General features: G+C 46.3%; 11 protein-coding genes. All 11 read left to right on the top strand.

Features of this window, described 5'->3' with window-relative positions; all coding sequences use genetic code 11:
* The first annotated feature begins 10 nt into the window (after positions 1-10).
* Positions 11-2749, top strand: coding sequence for an S-layer homology domain-containing protein (locus tag MKZ13_RS19075; RefSeq protein ID WP_339177407.1), 2739 nt, complete (start codon positions 11-13; stop codon positions 2747-2749).
* Positions 2750-2912: 163 nt separating this feature from the next.
* Positions 2913-3608: an endonuclease III gene (nth, locus tag MKZ13_RS19070; RefSeq protein WP_036607558.1), complete on the top strand. Its 696-nt coding sequence runs from the start codon at positions 2913-2915 to the stop codon at positions 3606-3608.
* A gap of 23 nt (positions 3609-3631) precedes the next feature.
* Positions 3632-3904: a hypothetical protein gene (locus MKZ13_RS19065; protein WP_017687779.1), complete on the top strand. Its 273-nt coding sequence runs from the start codon at positions 3632-3634 to the stop codon at positions 3902-3904.
* A 308-nt stretch (positions 3905-4212) separates the two neighbouring features.
* Positions 4213-7899: a dynamin family protein gene (locus tag MKZ13_RS19060; protein WP_339177404.1), complete on the top strand. Its 3687-nt coding sequence runs from the start codon at positions 4213-4215 to the stop codon at positions 7897-7899.
* A 324-nt stretch (positions 7900-8223) separates the two neighbouring features.
* Positions 8224-9996 (top strand): ABC transporter ATP-binding protein, encoded by a 1773-nt coding sequence (locus tag MKZ13_RS19055; RefSeq protein ID WP_339177401.1) that lies wholly within the window; start codon positions 8224-8226, stop codon positions 9994-9996.
* Positions 9993-11843 (top strand): ABC transporter ATP-binding protein, encoded by a 1851-nt coding sequence (locus MKZ13_RS19050; protein ID WP_339177398.1) that lies wholly within the window; start codon positions 9993-9995, stop codon positions 11841-11843. Before MKZ13_RS19055 ends, MKZ13_RS19050 begins: the two co-directional genes overlap by 4 nt.
* A 171-nt stretch (positions 11844-12014) precedes the next feature.
* The gene (locus MKZ13_RS19045; protein WP_339177396.1) at positions 12015-13694 is read left to right on the top strand and encodes an AraC family transcriptional regulator; all 1680 of its coding nucleotides are present in this window, start codon (positions 12015-12017) and stop codon (positions 13692-13694) included.
* A 131-nt stretch (positions 13695-13825) separates the two neighbouring features.
* Positions 13826-14815 (top strand): ABC transporter substrate-binding protein, encoded by a 990-nt coding sequence (locus MKZ13_RS19040; RefSeq protein WP_339177393.1) that lies wholly within the window; start codon positions 13826-13828, stop codon positions 14813-14815.
* A 62-nt stretch (positions 14816-14877) separates the two neighbouring features.
* Positions 14878-15900 carry an NAD(P)/FAD-dependent oxidoreductase gene (locus tag MKZ13_RS19035; protein ID WP_339177391.1) on the top strand — a complete coding sequence of 341 codons (1023 nt, stop codon included), beginning with the start codon at positions 14878-14880 and terminating at the stop codon, positions 15898-15900.
* Between the two features lie 256 nt (positions 15901-16156).
* The gene (gene purT / locus MKZ13_RS19030; RefSeq protein WP_339177389.1) at positions 16157-17344 is read left to right on the top strand and encodes a formate-dependent phosphoribosylglycinamide formyltransferase; all 1188 of its coding nucleotides are present in this window, start codon (positions 16157-16159) and stop codon (positions 17342-17344) included.
* Positions 17334-17792 (top strand): GNAT family N-acetyltransferase, encoded by a 459-nt coding sequence (locus MKZ13_RS19025; protein WP_036613284.1) that lies wholly within the window; start codon positions 17334-17336, stop codon positions 17790-17792. The genes purT and MKZ13_RS19025 overlap by 11 nt, the downstream gene beginning before the upstream one ends.
* Positions 17793-18059 lie beyond the last annotated feature (267 nt).

The following is an 18059-nucleotide window of genomic DNA, read 5'->3' as shown; positions in this document are numbered from 1 at the left end:
GGAATCATAGGTGACTTTTAAATATAACAATCCATCACACTCTAAAAAAGTAGTATCAGCCGTGCTTGCAGGCATGATGGCCCTTAGCGCCGGCGGAGCTGCCATGGCAGCAGAATCAACAGAAACGGGGCAGGGTCAGACTGCTGCAATAACAAATACGGCTGCACCAACTGGTTTGTTCAGTGACATCAAGGTCGGATACTGGGCTGAAAAACATGTGTACAAACTGGCATATCAAGGTATTCTTCTCGGTAACAACGGCCTGTTCCGTCCAGGAGACGCGGTAACACAGCAAGAAGCTGTAACGATGGCAATCCGTTTTATGAATCAAGAAGGCCAGTTGAATAACGACACGGCTGCGGCATTACCGACAAACATGGAAGTGGGAAATTATTTTAAGCCATATGTCGCGCTGGCACTTCAACTGGGACTGATTGACAAAACGGAAGAATCAACGGTGGATGTATCCAAGACCTCCTGGGGTCAAAAGCCGGCTTCACGGGAATGGATTACGAAATTGTTAATCCGTTCATTGGACAAGGATGCTGAAGCGAAGGCACAAAACAATCAATCTACCGGATTTGCTGATAATGCAAGCATTTCCGAAAGTGGTAAAGGTTATGTCAATCTGGCTGTTAGCCTGGATCTGGCCAAAGGTGTGGAAGGCAACAAATTCAATCCAACCGGTTCCGTAACCCGTGCTCAACTGGCTACCTTCTTCAGTCGTGGTGAATCATTAACGGATACAACGTACCCGAACACATCCACGGGTTATGTGACAGGATTGAAAGATGGGCAGATCACGCTGGTTGTGGACGGCAAAGCCGTTAACTTCGCAGTGAACAGCAGTACGCCTTACTTTACGAAAGACAGTGAAACTCGTGCTTCCGCCACAGATGTGAAGCTGTATACAAAAGTTATGGTTGTAGGTTCTGCAGGTGGGGCTTCCTATGTGGAAGTTGTTGATGCTACACCGCAGGTGGAAAGTGTTGAAGGTACATTTGCACGTTCATTGTCTGGTAATAAAATTGGTATCTTTGTGGGCGAGAATTACGAAACGTACAGCTATGATGAGGCAACTGCATTCATCGATCAGAATGGTAATGCAATCAAACTGTCCGATATTACGGCAGATAGCATCATCGAAGTACAGCGTGAGACGTTCTCGGCTGACAAAAAAACAGTCGCTATTCGTGTGAAATCCGGCATTGTTAACAAGAGTGACAATGGCGTAATTGCTGAAGTATCCACTTCTGGCAAAACGATTAAACTTGTCAATGCAGCGGGTGCAACAGAGCAGTTTGCATACAATGACAATCTGCTTATCACATATCAAAACCGTATCATGTCAGTGGCTGATCTCAAAGCTGGCAATGCCGTGAAATACACCGTAAAGGACAGTGTTCTGCAAACTATCACATTGTCTCAAGGTGTAGAGCAATCTGTGCGCGGAACATTGGTTGAGATCGGTGGCAACCAGTCCACGTTAACGTTCAAACGTGAAGGGGGTTCCCTTGAGGCGAAATTGCTGACTGAAAAGCCGGAAGTTATCATTAATGGTATTCAGGATGCGACGCTAAATGATCTGATCACAGATGCAACGAACGGGGATCAGGTGGAGTTGTCATTGAACTCTGACGACCAAGTAACGCGTATTCAGGTGATTGGACGTCAAATGGAACCTATGAACGGAGTAACGGTTGTATCTTACAACAGCAAAACAAAGGTACTTACCGTGTTGGACAACAACAAGAAACCGTTTGTATTTACATTGGATGAGAAAACCAAACTGGATTACAATACGACCAAACCTACACTCGCTGGTCTGGAGTCGATTTTAAATGATGGTCGCAAATTAGATCTGACCTATGTGGGAACACGTGCGTTGTCCGTTAAAGTGATTTACAAGTATGAAGGTACGATTAGCAACATTGACACAACGGGCAGAAAAATCAGTGTGTTGTCTGGTAATCAGACGATTACAGTGCCTTATACTACCGCACCTACGGTTGAGATCTATAACAAATCGGGCGCAAGTCTGGGAGATTTGAAGATTGGTGACCAAGTGACCGTAACGCTTGGAGCAAATCAGGATGTAGTGCAGAAGGTTGCACTGAACACTGTGGCTCAATTCGAAGTGGTTGCCTTGGAAGCAAATAGTCGTATTCGAGTAAAATCCGATCTGTTGACAAGTCAGTTCTACGTGGATCAAGCGGTACTGACAGGAGAGAGTGGTCAGACGATCACGCCTTCACAACTGACAGCAGGCAACCTGATCAATGTAACGTTTGAAGGAGCTACGCCAAAAGCGGTTCAAGTCGTGAAGCGTACGCTGGCTGAAGTTACAGCGGTAGATGCTTCATCTGTAACGCTCAAACAGTTTAACGGCCAGACTGAAACCGTGCCTGTTAGCGGTTCGGTTAAAGTCGTAAAATCTGGCTCCACATTAACTTCATTGACTAGTCTTACGGTCGGGGATCGTGTGGAAATGACAAAAGATACGGATAATTCCACACGCTTCAGAGTACTAACTGTCATGAGCAAACAATTCTGGTCTTATGATGGCGTTGGTAACCAGATTTTGGTTAAACGGGAAACGACAGCAGACACAAACTATCGTTTTGCACTCGGATCAAGTGTATTTGTTCACCAGGGTGACAATACTTTAAGCGTGCAATCTCTCAGAGATAATGATAATATTGTATTGTATCTCCTGAACAATGTTATTCTGGAGATTCAAAAACAGTAATCGTTTCTTTTCGAGGATCAAAAGAATGACCGTCTTGATACGGGATCTTTCCCGCATCAAGACGTTTTTTTTGCAAGCTTTTTGAGGTCCCCGCAAAGTACTCGGATGAAGCTTCGAAGTAAGGCTCCGCAGAGTGGAGTCATTTTGTGGGAGGTAGCTCTTCATGAATGCAGCGACGGTTAGACATATACTCGAAACTATGGAAGCAATGTTTCCTGATGCACATTGCGAATTAAATCACAGCAATGCATTTGAATTGACGGTAGCTGTCCTTTTGTCTGCCCAGTGCACCGATGAAACGGTTAACAAGGTAACCGCAGATCTGTTCCAGAAGTACAGAAGCCCAGCAGATTATCTGGCAGTTCCTCTCGAAGAGTTAGAACAGGATATTCGGCGAATCGGTTTGTACCGGAACAAGGCCAAGCATATTCAGAACATGTGCCGAATTTTAATAGAGCAGTATGGCGGTGATGTACCGCAGGAACATGATCAGCTTGTGACGCTACCAGGTGTCGGGCGGAAAACCGCGAATGTAGTTGTTTCCAATGCGTTTGGAGTACCGGCAATTGCGGTAGATACTCATGTTGAACGTGTATCCAAGCGGCTGGCGCTTGCAGGTTGGGATGACTCCGTACTTGAAGTCGAAAAGAAACTAATGAAGCGCGTACCCCGGGACGAGTGGACTTTAACTCACCACCGGTTTATATTTTTTGGACGCTACCATTGCAAGGCACAGAACCCTGCATGTCATATCTGTCCATTGCTGGACATATGCAGGGAAGGGAAAAAACGTATGAAAACGTCCCAAATCAGGAAAGATAAGGAACGTGTCACCACCCGAAAACGAAAAATAAATTAATGAGCAGAAAAGGATGAATAATCATGAAATGCATTTCCGTGTACACTGACAATTTTGAGGCCTTCTCCGATATCTTTGAACAAATCGTTGAACAGGAAATGGCTGAAAATGAAGAAAAAGAAGTAGAAGGTATCACAGTAAGCCACTCTGGCGACGTGCCTGAACATTATCTGGAGCGTATGTCCGTTAAACCTGAAGTTGTTGTTATGAGAGACAAAGGCAGAGACATTACAATTCTGCAACATGGACAAGTATTTGAAATCTTGCTACCTTCCATGGAGAACGCAGTTTCATAAGAAGTGATTACACTATTGTTTCTGTTGTATTAATGTCATGAGGATCGTTGTGGTTAAGGTGATCACATCGCATTCATGCAACAGACACTTGGCGTAAGCATTTGCTAAATACCGAGTATAAAACGTATTACAGATAAAACCGACTTGTTCGGTTTTATTTTTTTTAGATTATAGAACTTATACGTCCATTTATGTATATTCAATTCCAACCGTTCAAATTCAAACTTGATAATGTTAAAATAAATGTTGTAAAAGAGATAGACGTCGAAACGGATGTCAAATTAGAGGAGCCAGGGGGAAGGCCAGTCATGTCCAGAACAGATTACCCAAAAGAAATGGCCAAACCTCTGCTTCCGCTGCGTGAAGCGATGGAGCAGACAGGGGACCATACGGCTGTACAGGCTATAACGGATTTAATCAGCAAGGCGGAAATGAAACATCTGACGATTGCGTTCTGTGGTCATTTCTCTGCAGGCAAATCGAGTCTCATCAACAGTTTATGCGGTAAGCGGGTGCTGCCTTCAAGTCCCGTGCCAACAAGTGCAAATGTGGTATCCATACGTAATGGTAAGCCAAGAGCGCTTATTTACACTACGCCAAGCGTAAGCGCTGACAATGGAGCAGGGACACTTGAAGTTTCTCCAGAGGAATTGGAGGCGTATTGCAAAAATGGTGGAGCTTACAGCTCAATTGAGGTATGGGATGATATTCCTCTGCTGAAAGATGATGCTGTCCTGCTGGATACACCAGGTGTGGATTCAACAGATCGCGGACATAGTCTCGCAACCCATTCCGCGCTCCATCTGGCAGATGTGGTCTTCTATGTCATGGACTATAACCATGTCCAGTCAGAGACAAACCTTTCATTTGCCAAGAGTCTGTCGGATTGGGGCAAACCGTTGTTTTTGATCGTGAACCAGATCGACAAGCATCGGGAGCGTGAGCTCTCTTTTGGCCAATATACCGAAGGTGTCGAAGCTATATTTGCTGCCTGGGAAGTCAGATATGACGGACTGTTGTTTACTTCCCTCCGCGACAAGCAACATCGCTACAACCAGTGGGATGTGCTTCCGGAACTCATTGGACACATGATGCAAGAGAAGGAAGCGTTAATTACGCACAGTTTGGCAAGTTCGGCCAGTCATGTAACGGAGCAACATCTGACGAGAGAAGCGGAGAAACGTGAAGACGAAGAGAATTCCCTGCTGGATGAGATTGGTGGCAAGGAAGGAATTGAACGCTTGGAACGAGAGTTGGAGCTTCTTGATATACAAGCAACAGACATTCGTACTGGGCCTTCGCGAGTGCGTGAGAAATTCCGGGCGGAGCTTGAACCTCTTCTGGCAAATGCAAATCTTACACCTGCGGATATTCGTGCGTCGGCTGCTGCCTATTTGGAGAGCCGCAAACCAGGTTTCAGGGTAGGTTTATTGTTCTCAGGTGGCAAAACCGAGCAGGAGAAACAACGCCGAGCTTCTGAGCTGGTCAGACTGTTACAGGATCAGGCTTCCGGACAAGTTGAGGTACATATTCGTACGATGCTTAGACAGCTGGGTGAGTCCCATCAGCTATGGGGAGCGGAGTGGGAGCAGGCGCTGAATACGGAGCTGCCTGCTGTAGATGAAGCACTATTGGAGATGAAACGCAGTGCCAGTGCAGAGGTATCTCCAGAGTATGTGATTCAGTTCAGTAAAGATGTGCGGGGCGAGATTGAGGCCCGCTATCGCAAGTCGGCCATGATGCTGGCCGACCGCATGCTGGAAGCGCTGGCAGCGCAAGGCGAAGCCGCGCTCCAGGCGCTGGACGCCAGCCGCGCAGCGCTGCTGGCGCAATCCGCGGCGGCGGCGCGCTATACAGCGCTCCAGCGCAGCGCCGCCGCAGAGGCAGCAGGGCTGCGCAGCCTGCTGCCTGATGCGGGCCCCCTCCCCTCCGGGCTATTGCCGGAGGTGAAGGGCCCGGACGTGCCCGCGGTACCTGGACCGGGCGAAGCACCCGGTCCGCATGCGGGCACGTCAACGTCTGTGGCTGCGCAGCCACAGACGCCAGAGGCACCGCCAGCGCAGCGCGCAATCGCGGCGGCGGTGCCTGGGCCATCGGCGGCGGCTGGCGCTGAACGCCGCCGACGCCTGGACGCAGCAGCGGCACGGCTCGAAGTCGCTGCTGCGCTGGTAGAGCCGTACCCCGCCATGGGGTCGGCGGTACGGGATCTGCGTGCACGCGCGGCTTCACTTGCGGGCGGCACGTTCACTCTGGCGCTGTTCGGAGCATTCAGCGCCGGCAAATCCTCCTTCGCCAACGCGTTGCTGGGCGAAGCTGTACTACCCGTCTCGCCGCATCCAACGACAGCGGCGATTAACCGGATTATGGCTCCTGCCGGTGGCGCGGAGCATGGAACAGCCCGGGTCCGCATGAAGACCCGGGACGCCTTCCAGGAAGACCTCGCCTATTCCTTCCGTTTGCTCGGACTGGGTGAGCCTGGAGCGGAGTGGCAGAAGCGAGTACGCTCCCTCTCACCACAGGATGTACACCCGGCGGGGCGCCCGCATTACAGCTTTTTGCAGGCGGCAGCAGCCGGCTGGGAAGAAACAGCGGACCAGTTAGGTCAGGATGTGTTGGTGGATCTGGACGGTTATCGTAACTTTGTCGCAAACGAGAAGAAGTCCTGTTTTGTGGACAGTATCGATCTCTATTACAGTTGCGATGTGACTGAACAAGGCATTGTACTGGTAGACACACCAGGAGCGGACTCCGTGAATGCTCGTCATACGGGTGTAACCTTCAATTATATGAAGAATGCGGATGCACTCATTTTTGTAACGTATTACAACCATGCTTTCTCCCAAGGAGATCGCCAGTTCCTCAATCAGTTGGGACGCGTTAAGGATAGTTCTGCCATGGATCAGATGTTCTTTGTTGTGAATGCCAGTGACCTGTCTTCCTCCGAGGAAGAACTGGAGCAGGTTCTCGATCATGTGAGCACCCAACTGCGCAGTAATGGAATTCGGGCACCACGACTCTTCCCGGTATCCAGCATACTGGCGATGGAAGGCAAGATGGCAGGTGATTCAAAGCTGCTTGAACAATCCGGTTTTATCCGTTTTGAGGAAGAGTTCAACCAATTTGCAGGCAGAGAATTAGCCGATCTTGCTGTAGGTGGAGCTTCGGAAGAGATGGCACGTGTCATTCAGCGATTGAAGAAGCGTGCCGAGGATGCAGCTCAGGGTGAGGAAGCATTGCAGCAGCGGCGGGATGAACTAGGGACTATTCAGGGGCAGTCACGTCAGCGCATACAGCAACTTGCAGCAAGATCGATGAAGGAAGAACTGTCACAGGAAACAGCAGAATTACTCTTCCATGTGCGGCAGCGGCTTGCCTATCGCCTTGGTCTATTCATGGCAGAAGCATTCCATCCATCCGTACTTCGGGAGGATCGAGGCAATCTGAAGATGGCTTTTGCAGCCTGTGGACGTGAACTGTTACGCATGATTGCCATTGAACTGGAGCAGGAACTGCTTGCTACCACCCTCAGACTTGAACAGGCAGGTCAGACCTGGCTGATGAAGCAAGTTACGGAATGTATAGATGAGGTGAGACAGTTATCAGGGGGCGTGGATGTGTCACTGCCACTGAACGAACGCTGGACTACACCTGTGCTTGAAGAAGTTCGTCTGGAAGAACCGTCTGGATGGAAAAGCTATTTGAATTATTTCCGCAATCCGAAACAGTTCTTCGAAGGGGATGGACGTCAGCGGTTACAGGAGGCACTTGATCCTGTCCTCAAACAGATGATCATTGAAGTTCTACCTGCTGCGCAAGACAAGCTGATTCAGTTTTACGATAACCAGCTCTGTCAATCATTGCAACACCAATCCCGTCAGTTGGAAGAGCGTCTGGACGAGGCGGTAAGTGGAATTCAAGATACACTGGAGAGCGGAATTCCGGCCGAGCAATGGACCAGCTTGTCTAACCAACTGGAACAGATTGAACGCAGTTAAAATCACGGCATGACGTGTATTCTCTGGAAGTCTTTGTAAAACAAAATGAATGATACAGTAACACATTGAAAATGTTGCGAAAATCAATCCAAAAAGGCCCCTGCCGAAAAGGCATACAGGGAGCCTTTTTTTGCTACGAACAACCTGAAATAAAGAGAATATTCAAACATTTGATTGAAAGGTGGGCATTTACCTTCGTTAATGCGTCAATAAGCTGAAAGCAGGCAGAATATGGTCTGTTATTCGCTTTGCCGCGAATGGGGTACGGTGATAAACTTCATAAATGTTCATAGTATTTTTGAACGACATAAGAGGAGGAGAAACATGGATGTTCTTAGGCAACTGCAAACCTTTTTTTGGGAAAAGCGAACGTATTTATTTGTATCAATCTTGTTCCTCGCCTTAGCGACCGCACTTGGGTTAGTGTATCCGTACATGCTGAGGATACTGATTGATGATATTATTGTTCCGCGAACTTTTGAAGACGTTCCCATAATTGCCTTGACTGTGTTAGGTGTAGTTATTTTGAAAGCGGGAATGCAGTTTTTACACGGCTTTTTTGGAGGACGCTTGGGTAACTTCCTGGCGTACAGACTTCGTAACGCATGTTACGAAAAGCTTCAATTTTTATCCTTCCGTTATTATGATACGGCCAAGACAGGTGATCTGATGTCCCGCCTCACGGGAGATTTGGAAGCCATCCGTAACTTTATCGGATTTGGTTTCGCCCAGATTCTTAACATGGTTTTCATGGTCGTATTCGGCGCAATCATGATGATGACCATGAGTTGGCAGCTTACGCTGTTCACGCTCATATGCATCCCATTACTTGCCTTCGTTGCGCTGAGATTCGAATCCAAAATTCACCCTGCGTTTCAGGAGATGCGGCTGGCGCTCAGTTCACTGACAACAGCGGTACAGGAGAATATCACTGGAGTACGTACGGTAAAATCCTTTGCACGTGAGCCATATGAAGTGGAGAAATTCTCCATACGTAATGAGCGTTACAAGACAAATCAGATTCATGCCGCAACATTGTGGAGTCGTTATTTTCCGATCATGGAGATTCTTGCTTCGGTGAGTATCGTGCTGTTGCTGATAATCGGTGGAAGAATGGTTATACAGAAGACGCTGACACTCGGTGAACTCGTTGCCTTTTTCAGTTTGATCTGGTACATAATCGGTCCAATGTGGAACCTTGGGTTCCATATCAACAACTATACGCAATCCAAAGCTTCAGGTGAACGGGTGCTCGAACTGCTCAATACGCCAGTGGATGTGGAAGAAACGGAAGATCCGGTCATTGTGGAGGCAGACCAGGTGAACGGCCATGTAACGTTTGAATCCGTTACCTTTGCCTACGGCAATAAAATGCCAGCGGTAACCGATATTAATTTTGATGCTGCACCCGGTTCTGTAATCGGTTTCCTCGGGGGTACAGGGTCAGGTAAATCGACCATCATTCAGCTATTGATGCGTGCCTATAACGTGAATTCGGGAACGATCAAGCTGGATGGCAAAAACATCAAAGATATAGGCATCCGCAGTTTGCGAAGTCAGATCGCTTCTGTTTTCCAGGAAACGTTCCTGTTCTCATCCAGCATTCGCAATAATATTTCCTACGGACTCAAGAACGTCACCATGGATGAGATTATCCGTGCAGCCAAGCTGGCCAAGGCTCATGACTTCATTATGGAGTTCCCGGACGGATATGACACGGTGGTTGGTGAACGCGGCATGGGATTATCGGGTGGACAGAAACAGCGGATTGCGATTGCAAGGGCTTTGCTGAAAAATCCAAAAATCCTGGTACTTGATGATGCAACCAGCGCCGTGGACATGGAGACGGAACACGAGATTCAGTCCGGTTTCCAGGAAGTTATGCGCGGCAGAACGACATTTATTATTGCACACCGGATATCTTCACTACGACATGCAGATGAGATTCTGGTGCTCGATGAAGGTCGCGTGGTACAACGGGGAAAACATACCGAACTCATTGAAGTGCCTGGACCATATCAGGATGTTTATAAAATTCAATATGCAGATTATATTGCCCGCGGTAAGCGGGAGGCTGGGGAGCAGGTGAATTCATGAGTGCCGAAACGATAGCAGACAGGCGCGAGGCAAAAGTGGCCTCTGACAAGAAACTGAATGAACGATTTGTGTATCAGGATGATGAAATTATTGAAAAACCGTTTAACTGGAAAGAATTCGGACGTTTATTTGCATACATGAAACCTTATGCAAAACAATTGTTACCACTCGTTATTCTAATGATGATCTTGGGTACCATTACAAAATTGTCCGTACCTTTTCTAATCAGTCTGGCGATTGACCGGGCCATTGCACCGGCAACGGGGTTGCCAAGCATGACTATGCTATATCTTATCGCAGGCTCCATATTTGTGTTGTATCTGATTCAATGGGCAGCCAATACGTACCGGATCAAATTGACAAACATTATCGGACAGCGCGTTATTTATGATCTTCGCTCGGATCTGTTCAAGCATATCCAAAAGCTGTCCTTTAACTTTTTTGACAAAAGACCGGCAGGTTCCGTACTGGTACGTGTTACGAATGATATTAACTCCCTTCAGGATCTGTTCACGAACGGTGCAGTTAACGTCATGATCGACTGCGTACAGTTGCTCGGCATCATTGTGATCCTGCTGTTGATTAACTGGAAACTGGGTCTTGCCGTAATCATTACGGTGCCGATCATGTTTATCATCTCGACAAAACTGCGGGTGCTGATCCGTCGTGCCTGGCAGGATGTGCGAATGAAGAACTCTCGGATTAACTCCCACTTGAATGAATCCATTCAGGGGATTCGAGTGACTCAGGCTTACACACAGGAAAAAGAGAACATGAAGTATTTTGACAACATGAACCTGTCCAGCAAAAAGTCATGGGATAGAGCATCAGCGATGAACCAAGGCTTCGGACCGCTGATTGAGATTACAGGCGGTTTTGGTACATTGATACTCTTCTGGTTTGGTGCCTATCTGATTCAACAGGATCAGTTGACCGTGGGATTACTTGTCGCTTTTGCCAACTATGTCGGCAACTTCTGGGACCCGATCAACCGTCTGGGACAGATGTACAATCAGTTGCTGGTTGCAATGGCATCATCGGAGCGTATCTTCGAATTCATGGATGAAAAACCAAGTATTGCGGATAAACCAGGTGCCAAGCCACTTCCTTCTATTAAAGGAGATATCGCATTCGAAAATGTTGTGTTCGAATACGAGAAGGGCAGACAGGCGCTGAAAGGGATCAGCTTCTCGGCGGCTGCGGGACAATCGATTGCACTTGTTGGTCATACGGGCTCAGGTAAAAGTACGATCATCAATCTAATCAGCCGTTTCTATGATATATCCGGTGGACGTCTCACCATTGACGGACAGGATGTGCGGGATGTAACGGTAGAGAGTTTACGCAGCCAGATCAGCATTGTATTGCAGGATACCTTCATCTTCTCGGGGACCATCCGTGACAATATTCGATTTGGACGACTGGATGCAACGAATGAAGAGGTGGAGGACGCGGCAAAAGCAGTCAATGCACATGAGTTCATCATGAAGCTGCCTGGTGGATACGATACCGAAGTAGAAGAACGCGGAAACGTATTATCCATGGGACAACGGCAATTGTTATCCTTTGCCCGTGCGCTGCTTGCTGATCCACGCATACTGATTCTGGATGAAGCTACAGCCAGTATCGACACGGAGACAGAGCTTAAAATCCAGGAAGCGTTGAAGGTGCTGTTGCAGGGAAGAACGTCCTTTATGGTCGCTCACCGCCTTTCAACCATCCGAAATGCAGATAACATTATCGTCCTGGATCATGGTGAAATTAAAGAAGAGGGCAACCATGAGCAGCTTATCCAAAAACAAGGCGTCTATAATGGTTTAATAGAAGCTCAATACAGATTTTTGTGATGAAAACTTCGGATGCTTGTGAAGCGTCTGAACATCTATGAACTTATAACACTCTGGTGTTCTATAGCCTGATCCTTCAATAATAAGTGCATCTTATTCATTGAAGACAGGTTAGAGGATAGCCGGAGTGTTTTTTTTTAACATTAGTGTGGTATGTTATATTTTTGAAGAATGAAATCAATACAATCGTTCATGGCTGGAGGGAGATCAATGCAGATGGACAACAACGAGATAAATTCAAAGCATTTGGATCACCTGGATCATATGAATTTTAGGCTCCTTCACGTGAATTATACGAGTGCTCCTGCGACGGAGTGGCTTCTGAGGAAACACTTCATTGAAACATACATGTTAATATTTGTAGCCAGTGGACAAGGGTGGTTGAAGATAGATGGCAGTTTCATCGAATTGAAGGCGGGCGGACTGTATGTAGGCTTCCCGGGGCAACTGGTTGAGGCAAATGTGCATTCGTTGGATGAACGAGGTGTGTATCACATGAATTTTGATGTCATGTACGCACTGGGACAGGAGGGGGGGATAGCCCTTGATATGATGAAGCAACTTTTACGTAATGACGTGAATGGCGAGGTCAGCTCATCTTCACCCGTTGCTGTTGGCGTCATCTGTCAGATGGTTTACCACCACACGTTGAAGAAGGATGGTTTGCAAAGGTACTATGGTCAGATTCGTTTTCAGGAACTGTTGTATACCATGTTTTACGACGTGGCCTGCGCAGAAAAGACGGATCTGGCTTCACCAATTGAACATGTTAAAGGCTACATGGAGCAGAATTATTCGAAGAGATTAACCATTGAGGAATTAGCAAATGTGGCACGAATGAGCCCTCGACACTTCATGCGTTTATTCAAGAAAAGGTATGGTTACAGTCCAGTGGACTATTTAACGCTATACCGAATTAAACAAGCCCAGATCCTAATGAGAAATGATCACAGTTATCGACTCAAGGATGTGGCATCGTACGTGGGTTATCAGGATGAGACGTATTTCCGGCGTAAATTCAAGCAGATCTCTGGCATTCCACCAGCAGCGTTTATACGGAATAGCAAACAAAAAATTGCTGCAGTTCATTCTTTGAGCATTGGTATACTGCTTGCATTGCAGATCATTCCATGTGCCGCGCGGGCAAGTCATCCATGGACATCCTATTATAGACGTAAATATGAAACGGACAAAGTTATGCCACTCGCAGAGAGTGAGACCACCTGGCTGGAACAGCTGCGATTAGTTAAACCTGATTATATTATTACGATTGGGACGGAATCTGAGGCTCTGCAAAGTCAGCTTCAATCCATGGCTCCGGTGTGTGACTTCCCGTGGGAAAAAGGGGATTGGAGAGAACATTTGAGATATGTTGCAAGCTTTTTGGACAGGTCGGATATTGCAGAAGTGTGGCTTCAAAGATATGAAGAGAAGGCAAAAATCATTAAGAATCAGCTTACAGATTTCATACGAAAAGACAGACTGGTTGTACTCAAAGTTCATGGTGAAGCGTTGCAGATGTTAGGCCCAAGGAGCATTGCTTCCGTTTTTTACGTTGATATGCAAATGGAGGGTCCCGAAGGAGTTGAGACTTATTGGGAACGTGGCACAGTAACCATTAAGGAGTTATCCGTTCTCAACGTTGAAAGAATATTACTGATTGTGGGTGATGATGAGACATCCAGGCAGACATGGTCTGCTGTGCGTAAGTCTGAAAAATGGCTTGCGTTGTTAGCGGTACAGAATGGCAGAATGGATATCCTGTTGTCGAGCGTCCTGCTCGACTACACTGCGTTTACCCATGAGCTTATGTTGGATGAAATATTAAAGTTATGGCAAGATCGTCCATAGCAAAAAGTCTGAATAGTCAATATCATGCCTGAACATATTTTATTATACTACTCCTATATCGTAGTGATAATGATAATTATTATTGATTAGACATTGTCATCTATTAATGACCTATAGGGGGTACATAGAGAATGAGATTCAGATGGTTGACCGTAGTATGCATAATGATGTTGATGCTCGTTATTTCGGCTTGTGGGGCAGCAGGCAACGAAGCATCCTCGAGCGAGGGACAAGAAGCGGGTACCGCCAATTCTTCAACAACAGAAGCCAGTCAGGTGAAAAAAGTGAACACGGAAATGGGAGAAGTTGAAATTCCGGTGAACCCACAAAAAATAGTGGGTTTGTCGGTTGTATATCCAGAATTTTTATATTCACTTGGCATCGTACCCATTGCTGTACAGAACTACCATGAGGATTTTCCTTCTTACTTGCAAGAGCCATTTGCAAACACAATGAAAATGGGAATAGGAAGAACGCCTAACTTTGAAGCACTCATGGAGGCAACTCCGGATTTAATTATCGCTCCTGACTGGTGGTCTAAAAAGGACTATGATCAGCTTACTCTGATTGCACCTACCGTACTTTTGCCACAGCGTGATGATTGGCGTGATGAACTGCGGGATATGGCTAAAATTTTGGACAAAGAAGAACAGGCAGAAAAGGTGATTCAGGATTTGGTAGCAAAGGAGAAGGTAGCTGCTGACAAATTGCACAAGCTGATTGGTGAGGAGACTGTTCTCTACATTAGAGTGATGGAAAAAGAAATCGTACTTCATGGGGAAAACCTTGACCGAGGGAACTTTGTCCACAAACGATTGGGAATGAATCCACTTCCTAATTTCCCGAAAGATCAAACTGCCATGTCCGTATCCTTGGAAGTACTGCCTGAGTACGACGCAGATCATCTGATCGTTCAGCTGGATGATGAGACTAATCCGGAAATTAAAAAGAAATTTGAAGATATGTTATCTTCATCGTTATGGAAAAATCTGAAAGCAGTCAAGCAGGACCACGTCTACATGGTGGGTGGCAAGGAATGGTTCAATCTGGGAATGTCTCCACTTGCCGATGAATATGTCATTGATGATATTGTTGCTGCTTTTGAAGCAAAAAACAAATAAAGCAAACGGGTAAAGTGACATGTATCTTGAATTCATAACTAAATTAACAAGGTGTGTTTAAAATGAATGAAGAAGATATCTATGATGTAACCATCATCGGAGGCGGCCCTGCTGGCATGTATGCGGCTTTTTATGCAGGAATGCGTGATATGAAAGTTAAAATCATCGAAGGCAAAAACCAGCTTGGTGGATTTCTGCATACCTATTCGGAAAAAACAATCTGGGATGTTGGCGGTCTTCCGCCTATGAAATGTTCGAAGTTGATCGAGTGGCTTGTTCAGCAGGCCAATACATTTAATCCAACGGTTGTATTGAATTGCAAAGTGGAAAGGTTCACTCGACTGGATAACGGAATATGGAGTATGTATACCACTGGAGGGAAGATACATTATACGCGTACGATCATTGTCGCAGTAGGCCGTGGTATTGCAGAGATTCAGAAGCTGGAGCTTCAGGAGCCGATTGAATATGAGCAAGAGAATCTTCATTACACCGTGCAAAATCCGGAACATTTTTCTGGGAAGCGTGTACTCATTTCGGGTGGAGGCAACAGTGCTGTAGACTGGGCAATTGAACTTGCTCAACTTGCTCGCAGCGTAGTTGTAATCCACCGGAATAATGAGTTTCGCGCGATGGAACGAAATGTCAGTGAGATGAACAATATAACGGATGTGAGGACACCATACAGCATCACGCGGCTGTATAATAATGGTAATCGAATCCAGCAGGTTGTGATTACGCACATGGAAAATCAGGACAATGTAGTGTTGGAAGTGGATGAAGTCGTCATTAGTCACGGATATAAAAGCAATCTAAGTGATCTTGTCAGTTGTGGCTTAGCAATGGACGATGGAATGGTTCTAATGAGCCATCATGCAGAGACGAGTCTTCCGGGTGTTTTTGCAGCAGGGGACTGTGCGACGCATGAAAGCAAAGTTAGACTCATTGCAGGAGCCTTCAATGATGCGATCGTGGCAGTTAATAGTGCGAAACAATATATGACGCCAGGTGCACCAAAGATGGCTTATGTTTCTTCCCATAATGAAATCTTTAGAGAAAAAAATCGACAAATCCCAAGTCTTTAAACTTGGGATTTGTTTGCGTATTTTGATTCGTTGGAGTATTAAAGTCTGCTCTGTTAACATTTCCTTAATTTTGGGAGGAATGGAAGGAGTATCGAATCTGAGAGCAGTAATTGTAAAATTTGATCGAAAAAACACAAAAAATCTTGTAAAATTCACAAGAAAAATAGGGAGCACTCTTGCAATCTTTAACCAAAACCCCGAAAATAGAGAGACAGACAGATATAGAAGATTTCTCTTTGGGAGGATTGGAAAGAACATGTGGGGTGCTCCTTTTACGGCTCAAGCCAAAAAAATGCTGCTACTAGGCAGTGGAGAATTGGGAAAAGAGGTCGTTATTGAGGCCCAACGACTGGGAGTAGAGACGATCGCTGTTGATCGTTATGAGAACGCACCTGCGATGCAGGTCGCGCACCGGTCTTACTGCATCGACATGCTGGATGCTGAAGCTTTGAAACAATTGATCCGTAAAGAAAAACCTCATTACATCGTACCTGAGATTGAAGCTATTGCAACAGAAGCTTTACTGGAGCTTGAGGAAGAGGGATTTTGTGTAGTACCTACTGCCCGAGCTGCACGTTTAACGATGGATCGCGAAGGCATCCGTCGGCTTGCAGCCGAACAATTGAAACTTCCGACAGCTGACTACCTTTTTGCGGACAACCTGGAACAACTTCAGGAAGCCGTACGTAAGCTTGGCACACCTTGTGTCATTAAACCATTGATGAGTTCTTCCGGCAAAGGGCAGAGTGTATGCCGAACACCGGACGACGTGGAGGATTGCTGGAACATTGCTCTTTCTGGGGCTCGTGGCAAATCCGTTCGTGTTATCTTGGAGAGCTTTGTGCAATTTGACAGTGAGATTACATTACTCACCGTTAGGTCTGTATCAGGCACCGTATTTTGTCCACCGATTGGTCATATTCAAAAGGATGGGGATTATGTCGAATCCTGGCAGCCTCATGCAATGACTCCTGAGCAATGGCAGCAAGCTTGTCATATTGCCAAATCCGTCACGGATGAACTTGGCGGGTATGGACTGTTTGGAGTGGAATTGTTCCTCACATCGGATGGGGTTGTGTTCAGCGAGGTATCTCCTCGTCCGCATGACACGGGTATGGTTACAATGGTGACGCAAGACAGTTCCGAGTTTGCGCTGCATGTACGTGCAATTCTTGGTTTTCCGGTCACAGGTGTACATCTGTTGACACCGGGAGCTTCAGCAACGCTGAAGGCTAATGATGAAACATCTGACTTTACTGTAGGCGGGATTGAAGAAGCACTGGCTCTTCCTCGTACTCAGATTCGTGTATTTGGCAAACCTGAGACCAAAGTAGGACGCCGAATGGCTGTAGCCTTAAGTGCTGGCCAAGATGTGGAAGAAGCTCGTAAAACAGCGGTGCAAGCCGCTAATATGCTGAAAGTGGAGGTAAATCATGTCCAATAATGTTGAGGCCCCTGTACTGATGATCCGAGAGTGTGAGCTGCGAGATGCTGAAGCGGTAACGGGACTGATGCGAGAGGTCAGCTATCCGACAACAACCAATGTCATGAAAGAACGTATTGAATGTTTGGAAACCAATCCAAATGCATGCATGCTTGTTGCCGAAGTGGATGAACAAATTATTGGTGTGATTGGCTTGCAATGTGTGCAAAGTCATGCCTATCCAGAACCTGCCGCACAAATTACTTCCCTGATTGTAGGTCAAGAACATCGTGGTGGTGGGATTGCCCGTCGTCTGATGGCTCGTGCCGAAGATTGGGGCAGACAGCAAGGTGGTAAACAACTGTTTGTCACGGGTGCAAACCGTGAAGTGACTTCAACAACGTACTCTTTTTATGAGCACATTGGTTTTCAGAAGAGAGGTTATCGGTTCAGTAAAGTTCTTCTATAGTATAAATAAAGTTTCTTCTATTGCATGGAAATTCTCATGATATCCTGATCTGCAGATTCTGGTGTGGTGAATGATAAATAGATGGTGAAGCGACATTCGACTAGCATTTTTAGTCCGAATGTCTTTTTTTTATGCTTTTGTCGATGGGGGTAGAGCCTTACAAGATAAGCCCTCAGTCAAATCTGTAACATTCTAAAAAATGACAAAAAAGTTACTTTTCCATATTTTATAGGTTCACAATCTCCTGTTGAATTGATATACTGCTAG

Origin of the sequence: Paenibacillus sp. FSL R5-0701, assembly GCF_037973995.1 — a bacterium.
Lineage (GTDB): Bacteria > Bacillota > Bacilli > Paenibacillales > Paenibacillaceae > Paenibacillus.
Note: the sequence above shows the minus strand (reverse complement) of the source record. Positions and strands in the feature narration are given on the sequence as shown.